This is a genomic window from Microbacterium sp., assembly GCF_040394595.1.
GTDB lineage: Bacteria > Actinomycetota > Actinomycetes > Actinomycetales > Microbacteriaceae > Microbacterium.
Genome location: NZ_JBEBSA010000001.1, coordinates 346,927 through 358,646, shown reverse-complemented (window position 1 = coordinate 358,646; position 11,720 = coordinate 346,927). Strand labels below are relative to the sequence as shown.

Below are 11,720 nucleotides of genomic sequence, written 5' to 3'. Positions count from 1 at the left end.
CTCCGTGCTCCCTAGCATCGGCGGGAGCCCGTCGCAGAAGACCGGGCGGAGACGACGAAGGAGTCCTCATGCCCCTCTCGAGCCCCGGTGTGCTCGCCGCCGCCGAAAAGCCCGCCTATGATCTGGCCTTCGTGCCGCCGGAGTGGGTGCTCGTGACCCTCGGCTTCGCGATGGTCATCGTCTTCATGACCCTCATCATGACGAAGCGGCTGACCCCGATGGTGGCGCTGATCCTCGTCCCCACCGCGTTCGGCCTGTTCGCCGGCGCCGGCCTCGGGCTGGGCGACATGATCCTCGACTCGATCGGGAAGATGGCGCCGACGGCCGCGCTGCTCATGTTCGCGATCATGTTCTTCGGGATCATGATCGACGTCGGACTCTTCGACCCCCTGATCCGGGTGATCACGAGGGTGCTCGGCGACGACCCGGCCAAGGTCGTGCTGGGCACCGCGATCCTCGCCGGGGCGGTCTCGCTCGACGGCGACGGCTCGACGACCTTCATCATCACCACCTCGGCGATGCTGCCGATCTACCTCCGCCTGGGGATGAGCCCGGTCGTGCTCACCTGCGTGGCGGGCCTCATGAACGGCACGCTCAACATCGTCCCCTGGGGCGGGCCGACCGTCCGTGCGGCGACGGCCCTGGGCCTGCAGCCCACGGACGTCTTCGTCCCCATGCTCCCGGCCCTCGGGGTCGGCATCCTGCTCACGCTGGGCTTCGCGTGGCTGCTGGGTCTGCAGGAGCGCAATCGGCTCGGACGGCTGGACCCCTCGCGCCTCGGCGGCGCCCCGGAGGGCGGCGCGCTCTCCTCGGCGCAGCGCATCTTCCGCGGAGCCGACGCCAAGCCGGGTGCCCGGGCCTCGCTGCACACCGGGAACGTCGTCACGGTCGCCGGCGGACACGGCGCGGTCGCGGTCGCCGGCGTCGACCCGGCGGACACCGCGATGGCGGACACCATGCTCGACCCGAACCGCGCGACGCTGCGTCCGAGGCTCATCTGGTTCAACCTCGCGCTCACCGCCGCCGTGATGGTGCTGCTGGTGCTGGACGTCTTCCCGCTGCCCTACGTCTTCATGGTCGGGGCCGCGGTGGCGCTCCTGGTGAACTTCACCCGGATGAAGGACCAGGCGTCGGAGATCGTCGCCCACGCCCCGAGCATCGTCGGCGTCGTGTCGATGGTCATCGCCGCGGGCGTGCTGGTCGGCGTGCTCAGCGGCACCGGGATGGTGGACGCGATGGCGGCCTGGATCACGAACGTGCTGCCAGAGCAGGTCGGGCCGTTCCTCGCGCCGATCACCGGGGTGCTCTCGCTGCCCTTCACGTTCTTCATGTCCAATGACGCGTTCTACTTCGGCATCCTTCCGGTGCTGGCCGAGAGCGCTGCGCACTTCGGCATCGAGCCGGTGGAGATGGCCCGCGCGTCGATCATCGGGCAGCCGGTCCACCTGCAGAGCCCGCTGGTGCCCGCGATCCTGCTGCTCGTCTCCCTCGCGGGCGTGAACCTCGGCGATCACCACAAGAAGGTGCTGTGGCGTGCCTCGATCGTCGCGCTGGTGATGCTTGCCGTCGGCGTGCTCACCGGAGCCGTCCCGTTCTTCGTCGCGGGGTGACCGGTCAGATCGCGTAGTCGGGCGCGGTCAGGAGGGCGGCGAGATCCTCGTCGCCCTTCCGGCCGCGCGGGCGGGCGGGCACGCCGACGAGAATGCTGTACGGGGGCGCATCGCGGGTGACCACGGCGTTCGCGCCGACGACCGATCTGGTGCCCACGCGCACCGGTCCGAGGATCTTCGCCCCGGAGCCGACCGAGACGCCGTCCTCGAGCGTGGGGTGGCGCTTGCCGGTGTCGTCCGAGCCCTTCCCGCCGAGGGTCACGCCGTGGTAGAGCATGACGTCGTCGCCGACCTCGGCGGTCTCACCGATCACGACACCCATCCCGTGGTCGATGAAGAACCGTCTCCCGATGCGCGCACCGGGATGGATCTCGATGCCGGTCAGCCAGCGGGTCAGCTGCGAGCCCGCGCGTGCCGGCAGCCGCCAGCCGCGCCGCCACATCGCATGCCAGACCCGGTGCGCCCAGACGGCGTGCAGGCCGGGGTAGAGCAGGGCGACCTCGAACCGGGTGCGGGCAGCGGGATCCCGTCGCTTGGCGGCGGTGATGTCCTCGCGGATCCGCGCGAACGCGTCCATCTGCGAACCGGACCCGGATCAGGCCTTGGGCTCGTCGCGGAGGTCCTCGAACAGCGCGGTCGAGATGTACCGCTCGCCGGTGTCGGGGATCACGACGACGATGTTCTTGCCGGCGTACTCCGGACGGGCGCCGACCTGGAGGGCCGCCCACACGGCGGCGCCGGCGGACATTCCGACCAGCATGCCCTCACGGGCGGCGAGGTCGCGGGCGGTGCGGATGGCGTCGTCGAACTCGACGGTGACGACCTCGTCGAGAACCTCGCGGTCGAGCACATCCGGGACGAAGTTCGGGCCGATCCCCTGGATCTTGTGCGGGCCGGGGCGGCCCTCGGTGAGCACGGGGGAGTCGGAGGGCTCGACCGCGATCACCCGGACGCCCGGGACAGCCGCCTTGAGCGCCTGTCCGACGCCGGTGACCGTGCCGCCCGTTCCCACGCCGGCGATGAAGACGTCCACTGCGCCGTCGGTGTCGCGGAGGATCTCCTGGGCCGTCGTCTCGCGGTGGATGCGGGGGTTGGCCTCGTTCTCGAACTGGCGGACCCAGACGGCTCCCGGCGTCTCCTCGATGATCCGCTCCAGCTCGGCGATCGCGCCCGTCATGCCTTTGGTCGGATCGGTGAGGACGATCTCCGCCCCGAACGCCTTGAGGAGCACACGGCGCTCCTTGGACATCGACGCGGGCATCGTGAGGATCACGCGATAGCCGCGCGCGGCGCCGACCATGGCGAGCGCGATCCCGGTGTTGCCGCTCGTCGACTCGACGATCGTGCCGCCGGGCTTCAGCGCTCCCGCCGCCTCGGCGGCGTCGACCATCGCGATGCCGATCCGGTCCTTCACGCTCGACGCGGGGTTGAAGTACTCGAGCTTCGCGAGCACCGTGGCCCCCAAGCCCTCGGCGACGCGGTTCAGGCGCACCAGCGGGGTGCCGCCGACCGCGGTGGTGATGTCGGAGTGGATGCCGGGCATGACGCGACCTTTCCTGAGCGGGATTGCCGCACCAGCCTAACGGGCGCTCCCGGGGTGCTCTCCGAATGTGACCGCGTCCCGCGCAGCCTTACGCTGAGGGGATGCCGGAATCGCTCTCGACCGCCCTGCGTGCACTCGCCGAACGCCTGTCGGGCGCCGGGGTGCCCGACCCCCTCGTCGATGCCGAACTGCTCGCGGGACATGTGCTCGGCGCATCCCGGGGAGGGGTGCAGGCGGCGGCGATGCGCGGCGACGTGCTCTCCGAGGCCGACGCGTCCGCCCTGCATGCGCTGGGGGAGCGGCGCGCGGCGCGCGAACCCCTCCAGCACATCACCGGGGTGGCGCCGTTCCGCTCGCTCGAGCTCGCGGTGGGCCCCGGGGTCTTCGTCCCGCGACCCGAGACCGAGACGGTGGTGCAGTTCGCGATCGACGCGCTGCTGAACGCCGCCGAGCCCGCTCCGGTGGGCGTCGACCTCGGCACGGGGAGCGGCGCGATCGCGATGGCGATGGCCACCGAGGTGCCGCACTCCCGCGTGTTCGCGGTCGAGCTCTCCGACGAGGCCTATCCGTGGGCAGCGCGGAACACCGCCGCCGTGGACAACCTCACACTCGTCCACGGCGACCTCGGCACGGCCTTCGATGAGCTCGTCGGGACCGCGGTCGTGGTGGTCTCCAACCCTCCGTACGTGCCGGACGAGGCGATCCCGCGCGACCCCGAGGTGCGGCTCTTCGATCCCGCGACGGCGCTCTACGGAGGCCCGGACGGCCTCGACGTGGTGCGCGTGATCAGCAAGCGGGCACGACAGCTCCTGCGCCCCGGCGGTCTTCTCGTCCTGGAGCACGGCGAGCTGCAGGGGGCGGAGATCCGGGGCATCCTCGCCGAGGACGGGTGGCGGAGCGCGGCGACGCATCAGGACCTCACCCGTCGCGACCGGGCCACGACCGCACTGCGCCCCTGAACGCGCATCGCGCCCGGGCACGTCGATCAGCGGACGCGGGGCGCTGTCCGCGTAGACTGAGGCCGCCATGTCTTCCGTCTTCGATTGCAGCGACGAGGCCCAGCTCCTCGCCGGTATGCGCAACGCCCGCCAGGCCATCGCCCGTGGCGAGCTCGTCGTGCTGCCCACCGACACCGTCTACGGCATCGCCGCCGATGCCTTCTCGCCCGCCGCGGTGCAGCGGCTGCTCTCCGCGAAGGGGAGGGGCCGCGACATGCCGCCGCCCGTCCTCGTGGCGGGGCAGACCGTGCTCGCCGCCTTGGTGGAGAGCATCCCCGAGCCGGTGCAGCGGATGGTCGACGCGTTCTGGCCCGGCGGCCTGACGATCGTGCTCCCCGCCCAGCCGTCGCTCACCTGGGACCTCGGCGAGACCAAGGGCACCGTCGCCGTGCGGATGCCCGACCGCCGGCTCGCCCTCGAGCTCCTCGAGGAGACCGGGCCCCTGGCGGTGTCGAGCGCGAACCTCACCGGCCGCGACGCCGCGATCTCCGCGATCGACGCGCAGGACATGCTCGGCGAGAGCGTCGCGGTCTACCTCGACGGCGGCCTCAGCGAAGACGGGATCCCGTCGACCATCGTCGACGCGACCTCGCTGGTCGATCCTGAGGCCGACAGCCCCCGGGTGCGCATCCTGCGCGAAGGGGCGGTGAGCCGGGAGCAGCTCGAAGGAGTTCTCGGCGAACATCTGGAGCCTGCCGAGCAGCCGGGGGATGTGCCTGCGGACAGCTCGGACGGCAGCGCGTGAAGCAGTACGTCTTCACCATCATCCTGACGGCGGCGATCACCTTCGCGCTGTCCTGGGCGGTGTGGCGTCTCAGCCTCCGCTACAAGATCTACCCCGGCATCCGCGAGCGCGACGTGCACACCACGCCGACGCCGCGCCTCGGCGGAGTCGCCATCTTCCTGGGGATCATCGCCGCGGTCCTCACCTCGCAGGCGAACCCGTTCTTCGACATCATGTGGGCCTCGCCGCAGCGGATGTGGTCGGTGCTCGCCGCGGCGCTGCTGATCGCGATCGTCGGCGTCCTCGACGACCTCTGGGACCTCGACTGGTTCATCAAGCTCGGCGTGCAGTTCCTCGCCGCCGGGATCATCACCGTCGGGGGAGGGCTGCAGATCCTCTCGCTCCCGTTCGGTGAGATGATCCTCGTCTCCAGCTGGGTGAGCATCGGCATCACGATGCTCGCGATCGTCGTCGTCATGAACGCGGTGAACTTCATCGACGGCCTCGACGGCCTCGTGGCGGGGGTGTGCCTGATCGCGAACGGCGTGTTCTTCGTCTACGCCTACATGCTCACCCGGGACTCCGGGGCCTCGAGCTACTTCAACCTCGCCACCTTCCTCGCCGCCGTGCTCATCGGCGCCTGCATCGGCTTCCTCCCGCTGAACTGGAGCCCCGCCAAGCTCTTCATGGGCGATTCCGGCGCGCTCGTCATCGGCCTGCTGATGGCCACCTCGGCGATCTCCCTCACAGGGCAGATGCCCTCGAACGCCTTCGATCCCGAGCAGTTCGGCCGGTCGCAGCTGCTCGGCGCGTTCATCCCGATCCTGCTCCCGCTCGTTGTGGTGCTGCTGCCGCTGCTCGACTTCGGCCTCGCGGTGTTCCGCCGCATGCGCGCGGGCAAGTCGCCCTTCTCGCCAGATCGCAAGCACCTGCACCACCGGATGCTCGACCTCGGGCACCGGGACCGCGACGCCGTGCTGATCTTCTACGCGTGGACGGCGGTCATCTCGATCGCGGTGCTGCTGATGTACATCGCCACCCGCGAGGACTGGCCGGGGGGCTACCTCGACGGCGTCGTGTTCGGCGTCATCGGCAGCGCGGCCTGCCTCGCGGTCACCCTCACACCTTCCCGACGCGCGGCCGCACGGTCACGCAAGAGCACGCCGGAGAGATCATGAACAGCAAGAGCCCCGTTTCCAGCACGCCCATCCTCCGCAGCACGCTGATCTGGTCGGGCGGCGTCGCGATCGTCGTCGCGGCGGCCGCCGGGGTGATCGGCTTCCTCGTCGACGGGCCCCACGGCCTGTGGAGCGGGTTGCTCGGAGTGCTCCTCGCCGTCGTGTTCCTCGGGATCACCGCCGCCAGCATCCTCATCGCCAACCGCTGGTACGGCGACCCGCTCTACGTGCAGCTCTTCTTCGCCATCGTCCTGGGCGGCTGGCTGCTCAAGCTCGGGATCTTCTTCGTCGTCATGGTGGTGCTCAGCGGGCAGCCGTGGATCTCGCCGATGGTCTTCTTCCTGTCGATCATCGCGGGCGTGCTGCTGTCGCTCGTCGTGGACGCGATCGTGGTCGTGCGGATGCGGATCCCCGTCGTCAGCGACGTGTCCCTCCCCACCGAGGTGCCCGAGGACCGCGCCCCGGGGGCGGAAGAGCCGCGCAACTGATCTGATAGTGTTGAGTTGTGCCCGGCGCTCGCACTGCGAGCGTGCTCGGTGTCAAGCACAATGACCATCGTCGTGCCGATCTCGATCGGTGCCCCGAAGTTGGAGCCTGCGCTGTTCAATCTCGCTGCGACCCTCACCCCAAGACTCGCGACCGATGGCGAGTTCCACGGCCCTTCGATCGATGAGTTCTTCCCGGAGACGCTGTTCTCGATCGCCGGGGTCCCGGTCCACCGCATCACGCTGATCCAGCTGATCGCGGTCGCGATCCTGGTCCTCATCATGGTGCTCGGCACCCGTCGGCTCAAGGTCGTCCCCGGGCGGTTCCAGAGCGTCGTCGAGATGGGCTTCGGCTTCGTGCGCAACAACGTCGCGCACGAGATGCTCGGCCGCAAGGACGGCGAACGGTTCATGCCGCTGCTGACCACGATCTTCTTCATGACGCTGTTCTTCAACCTGACCGGCCTCATCCCGTTCTTCAACATCGCGGGCACGAGCATCGCCGCCGTGCCGTTCCTGCTGGCGATCGTCAGCTACGTCACCTTCATCTACGCAGGTCTGCGCAAGAGCCCGAAGAACTTCTTCAAGAACGCGCTCTTCCCCGCGGGCGTGCCGTGGCCGGCGTACATCATCGTCACCCCGCTGGAGTTCATCTCCACCTTCCTGGTCCGCCCCGTCACGCTGATGCTGCGACTGCTGATGAACATGGTCGTCGGTCACATGCTGCTCGTGCTGTGCTTCTCGGCGACCTGGTTCTTCTTCTTCACCGTCGGAGGCGGCTGGGCCTTCCTCGGCATCGGGACGCTCGCGTTCAGCGGCGCGTTCTCGGTGTTCGAGATCCTCGTGGCCGTCCTCCAGGCGTACATCTTCACCGTCCTGACCGCGGTCTACATTCAGCTCGCGGTCGCCGAAGAGCACTGAGCGGGCCGGCGAAAGCCGCCCACCAACCGAAAGGAAAAAACCCGTGGACGCAACTACGGTTCTCGCTGACATCAACGGTCACCTCGCTGCGGTCGGCTACGGCCTCGGCGCGATCGGCCCGGCCATCGGCGTGGGCATCGTCGTGGGCAAGACCATCGAGGGTGTCGCCCGTCAGCCCGAGCTGGCCGGCCGCCTTCAGGTGCTGATGTGGATCGGTATCGCCTTCACCGAGGCGCTCGCATTCGTCGGCATCGCCGTCGGCTTCATCCCCTTCCCGAAGTAATCCGCACCGACCTCCGAAGGAGACAGGATGCTCAACGCTCTTGTCACGAACCTCGCTGCCGGGGATGAGGCGAAGAACCCCATCCTTCCGCAGTGGTACGACATCATCTGGTCGGCGCTGTGGTTCCTCATCATCCTCATCGTCGTGTGGAAGGTCGCGCTCCCGCGGCTGAACAAGATGCTCGACGAGCGGTCCGCCGCCATCGAGGGCAACATCGCCAAGGCCGACGAGGCCCAGAAGCAGGCGGAGGCGGCACTCGAGGAGTACACGCGTCAGCTCGCTGAGGCGCGCACCGAGGCCGGCGAGATCCGCGAGGCCGCCCGTGAGGACGGCAAGAAGATCGTCGCCGAGGCGAAGGACACCGCTTCGTCGGAGGCCGCGCGCATCACAGCTTCGGCGCACACGCAGATCGAAGCGGAGCGTCAGGCGGCCTTCGTCTCGCTGCGCAGCGAGGTGGGCACGCTCGCGATCGATCTCGCCGGCGGCGTGGTCGGCGAGACGCTCTCCGACGACAAGCGCGCCTCCGCGGTGGTCGACCGCTTCCTGGCCGACCTCGAAGCTTCCGAGACGGCGGCGAAGTAATGGGCAGCGCGACCACTCAGGCGCTCGCGACCTCGGCCTCGGCCCTGGTCGCGACGAAGGGGATCACGGTAGACGTCGCCGGCGAACTGTTCGCCGTCGCGCGCCTGGTCGATGAGTCCGTTCAGCTGAGCGGCGCGCTCGCAGATCCCTCGGTCCCCGCCGAGGCTCGCGCGAAGGTGGCCGGCGACGTGTTCGGCACCGCGTCCGCTCCGACGCTCGAGGTCGTCCGGACCGCGGTGTCGCAGCGCTGGTCGAACGCCTCCGACCTGGTCGACGGCATCGAGGAGCTGGCGATCCGCGCCGCAGCGATCGCCTCGCCCGGCGAGGACATCGACGGCGAGCTGTTCGGTGTGACCCGCGTGATCGCGGCCAACCCCGAGCTCGAGCTGGCGCTGGGCAGCCGCCTGGGCGACAGCGCGGCCAAGGGCGCCCTGGTCGACCGGGTGCTCGGCACGAGCACCGGACGGGCCACCTCGCTGATCGTCTCGTCGCTGGTGCGCCACCCGCGCGAGCGGCGCGTGCGTCAGCTGCTCTCCCGTGCGATGGGGATCGTCGCCGCGCAGCGCGAGAGCGTCGTCGCCACCGTGCACGTCGCCTCCTCGCTCTCCGCCGCGCAGCAGCAGCGTCTCGTCGACGCGCTGTCGCGCCGCTACGGCACGAGCGTCTCGCTCAACGTCGTCGTCGACCCCGCCGTGGTGGGGGGCCTGCGGGTGCAGGTCGCCGATGACGTGATCGACGGCAGCATCTCCGCGCGGCTCGCCGACCTCCGACAGAAGCTCGCGGGCTAACACGACTTCGCGCGACTCACCGCGCACCCAGATACAAAGGGAAGACAATGGCAGAACTATCGATCAGCCCCGACGTCATCCGTGACGCGCTGAAGGACTTCGCCGCCGCCTATGAGCCGTCGTCGGCTTCGGCGACCGAGGTCGGCACCGTCATCGACGCGGCCGACGGCATCGCCCACGTCGAGGGGCTGCCCGGTGTGATGGCGAACGAGCTCGTCACCTTCGCGGACGGCACCAAGGGCCTGGCCCTCAACCTCGACGAGCACGAGATCGGCGTCGTCGTCCTCGGCGACTTCACCGGCATCGAGGCGGGTCAGGAGGTCACCCGCACCGGCGAGGTCCTCTCGGTCCCCGTCGGCGACGGCTACCTCGGCCGCGTGGTCGACCCGCTGGGCGCTCCCATCGACGGCCTGGGCGAGATCGCCACCGAGGGCGTTCGCGAGCTCGAGCTGCAGGCGCCCGGCGTCATGCAGCGAAAGAGCGTGCACGAGCCCCTCCAGACCGGCGTCAAGGCCATCGACGCGATGATCCCCGTCGGACGCGGTCAGCGTCAGCTGATCATCGGCGACCGCCAGACCGGCAAGACCGCGCTGGCGATCGACACGATCATCAACCAGAAGTCGAACTGGGAGTCCGGCGACGTCAACAAGCAGGTCCGCTGCATCTACGTCGCGATCGGTCAGAAGGGCTCGACCATCGCCTCGGTGAAGGGCGCGCTGGAGGACGCGGGGGCGATGGAGTACACCACCATCGTCGCGGCACCGGCCTCCGACCCCGCGGGCTTCAAGTACCTGGCCCCCTACACCGGCTCGGCGATCGGCCAGCACTGGATGTACGGCGGCAAGCACGTGCTCATCATCTTCGACGACCTGTCGAAGCAGGCCGAGGCCTACCGCGCCGTGTCGCTGCTGCTCCGCCGTCCGCCGGGGCGCGAGGCCTACCCGGGCGACGTGTTCTACCTGCACTCCCGTCTGCTGGAGCGCTGCGCGAAGCTGTCCGACGAGCTGGGCGCCGGCTCGATGACCGGCCTGCCGATCATCGAGACCAAGGCGAACGACGTCTCCGCGTACATCCCGACCAACGTGATCTCGATCACCGACGGCCAGATCTTCCTGCAGTCCGACCTGTTCAACGCCAACCAGCGTCCCGCGGTCGACGTCGGCATCTCGGTCTCGCGAGTCGGCGGCGACGCCCAGGTCAAGTCGATCAAGAAGGTCTCCGGAACGCTGAAGCTGGAGCTGGCGCAGTACCGGTCGCTCGAGGCGTTCGCGATGTTCGCGTCCGACCTCGACGCCGCGTCGCGTCGTCAGCTCGCCCGCGGTGCGCGCCTCACCGAGCTGCTCAAGCAGCCGCAGTACTCGCCGTACCCGGTGGAGGAGCAGGTCGTCTCGATCTGGGCCGGCACCAACGGCAAGCTCGACACCATCGAGGTCGAGGACGTGCTGCGCTTCGAGCGGGAGCTCCTGGACTACCTCCGTCGCAACACGAAGGTCCTGGACACCCTCCGCGAGACGAACGTGCTGGACGACGAGACCGTCGCCGAGCTCGAGAAGCAGACCGACGCCTTCATCCTGGAGTTCGCCGGTGGCAAGGGTCACGCGATCGGCGCCCCCGGCCACGAGGAGCACGCTGCGGCCGACGCCGACGACGTCAACCAGGAGAAGATCGTCAAGGGCCGTCGCGGCTGATCGCGCTCGGATAACGAACTATGGGCGCTCAACTCAGGGTCTACAAGCAGAAGATCAGTTCTGCTCAGACGACCAAGAAGATCACGAAGGCGATGGAACTCATCGCGGCTTCGCGAATCCAGAAGGCCATGGCACGCGTGAAGGCATCCTCGCCTTTCGCGCGGGCCGTGACCCGGGCCGTCTCCGCCGTCGCGACGCACTCGAACGTCGACCACCCGCTCACCCGTGAGCCCGAGAAGATCCGCCGTTCCGCGGTCGTGATCTTCGCCTCGGACCGCGGTCTGGCCGGTGCGTTCAACTCGCAGATCCTCCGTGAGGGGCTCGAGCTCGCCGAGCTGCTTCGCTCGGAGGGCCGTGAGCCGGTGTTCTACCTCATCGGGCGCCGCGCCGTCGGCTACTTCCAGTTCCGCCAGCTGCCGTCCGCGGCGCAGTGGACCGGAGACACCGACACCCCGCAGTTCCACACGGCCGAGCAGATCGCGGAGACCCTCCTCGAGGCGTTCAACCGCGGCGGCGAGGACGGCGGAGTGGACGAGATCCACCTGGTCTACAACCGCTTCGTCAGCATGATGACGCAGTCGCCGGAGACCGTGCGGCTGCTGCCGCTGGAGATCGCGGAGGCGGACGAGTCGGAGGCGGGCAGCACGGTCTACCCGCTCTACGAGTTCGAGCCGGACGCCGAGACGGTGCTGGACGCGATCCTGCCGGTGTACATCCAGAGCCGGGTCTTCAACGCCCTGCTGCAGTCGTCGGCTGCGAAGCAGGCCGCGACGCAGAAGGCGATGAAGTCGGCGAGCGACAATGCCGACAAGCTCATCACCGACTACACCCGCCTGCGCAACAACGCGCGTCAGGCCGAGATCACGCAGCAGATCGCCGAGATCGTCGGCGGCGCCGACGCCCTGGCGTCGAGCAAGTAA

Annotated in this window: 13 protein-coding genes; 11 read left to right on the top strand and 2 right to left on the bottom strand. The window is 69.3% G+C overall.

Translation table 11 applies throughout. From position 1 onward, the window contains the following. The first annotated feature begins 68 nt into the window (after positions 1–68). Complete coding sequence (locus ABWO84_RS01830; protein ID WP_353111917.1) at positions 69–1,610, top strand: CitMHS family transporter; 1,542 nt, start codon at positions 69–71, stop codon at positions 1,608–1,610. A 4-nt stretch (positions 1,611–1,614) separates the two neighbouring features. Here the strand turns inward: ABWO84_RS01830 and epsC are convergent, their stop codons facing one another. Further along, positions 1,615–2,187 (bottom strand): serine O-acetyltransferase EpsC, encoded by a 573-nt coding sequence (epsC, locus tag ABWO84_RS01825; RefSeq protein WP_353111915.1) that lies wholly within the window; start codon positions 2,185–2,187, stop codon positions 1,615–1,617. A gap of 18 nt (positions 2,188–2,205) precedes the next feature. After that, complete coding sequence (gene cysK / locus ABWO84_RS01820) at positions 2,206–3,153, bottom strand: cysteine synthase A (RefSeq protein WP_353111913.1); 948 nt, start codon at positions 3,151–3,153, stop codon at positions 2,206–2,208. 101 nt (positions 3,154–3,254) lie between these two features. On the opposite strand from cysK, the gene prmC reads away from it, so the two are divergent. The 10 genes from prmC (at position 3,255) to ABWO84_RS01770 (ending at position 11,720) form a co-directional block, all read left to right on the top strand. After that, positions 3,255–4,112, top strand: a complete 858-nt coding sequence (prmC, locus tag ABWO84_RS01815) for a peptide chain release factor N(5)-glutamine methyltransferase (RefSeq protein ID WP_353111911.1) — start codon at positions 3,255–3,257, stop codon at positions 4,110–4,112. A gap of 67 nt (positions 4,113–4,179) precedes the next feature. After that, positions 4,180–4,896, top strand: coding sequence for an L-threonylcarbamoyladenylate synthase (locus tag ABWO84_RS01810; RefSeq protein WP_353111909.1), 717 nt, complete (start codon positions 4,180–4,182; stop codon positions 4,894–4,896). After that, entirely contained in the window at positions 4,893–6,053 is a 1,161-nt protein-coding gene (locus ABWO84_RS01805) for an MraY family glycosyltransferase (RefSeq protein WP_353111907.1), read from the top strand. Before ABWO84_RS01810 ends, ABWO84_RS01805 begins: the two co-directional genes overlap by 4 nt. Next, positions 6,050–6,541, top strand: a complete 492-nt coding sequence (locus tag ABWO84_RS01800; RefSeq protein ID WP_353111905.1) for a Cg1360 family ATP-synthase-associated protein — start codon at positions 6,050–6,052, stop codon at positions 6,539–6,541. Before ABWO84_RS01805 ends, ABWO84_RS01800 begins: the two co-directional genes overlap by 4 nt. A gap of 48 nt (positions 6,542–6,589) precedes the next feature. Continuing rightward, positions 6,590–7,459: a F0F1 ATP synthase subunit A gene (gene atpB, locus ABWO84_RS01795; RefSeq protein WP_353111903.1), complete on the top strand. Its 870-nt coding sequence runs from the start codon at positions 6,590–6,592 to the stop codon at positions 7,457–7,459. A gap of 43 nt (positions 7,460–7,502) precedes the next feature. Then, positions 7,503–7,742, top strand: a complete 240-nt coding sequence (gene atpE / locus ABWO84_RS01790) for an ATP synthase F0 subunit C (RefSeq protein WP_353111901.1) — start codon at positions 7,503–7,505, stop codon at positions 7,740–7,742. 27 nt (positions 7,743–7,769) lie between these two features. Further along, positions 7,770–8,324, top strand: a complete 555-nt coding sequence (locus ABWO84_RS01785) for a F0F1 ATP synthase subunit B (protein WP_353111899.1) — start codon at positions 7,770–7,772, stop codon at positions 8,322–8,324. Beyond that, positions 8,324–9,112, top strand: coding sequence for a F0F1 ATP synthase subunit delta (locus ABWO84_RS01780; RefSeq protein ID WP_353111897.1), 789 nt, complete (start codon positions 8,324–8,326; stop codon positions 9,110–9,112). The genes ABWO84_RS01785 and ABWO84_RS01780 overlap by 1 nt, the downstream gene beginning before the upstream one ends. Positions 9,113–9,159: 47 nt before the next feature. Further along, complete coding sequence (gene atpA / locus ABWO84_RS01775; RefSeq protein ID WP_353111895.1) at positions 9,160–10,800, top strand: F0F1 ATP synthase subunit alpha; 1,641 nt, start codon at positions 9,160–9,162, stop codon at positions 10,798–10,800. A gap of 20 nt (positions 10,801–10,820) precedes the next feature. Then, the gene (locus ABWO84_RS01770) at positions 10,821–11,720 is read left to right on the top strand and encodes a F0F1 ATP synthase subunit gamma (RefSeq protein WP_353111893.1); all 900 of its coding nucleotides are present in this window, start codon (positions 10,821–10,823) and stop codon (positions 11,718–11,720) included.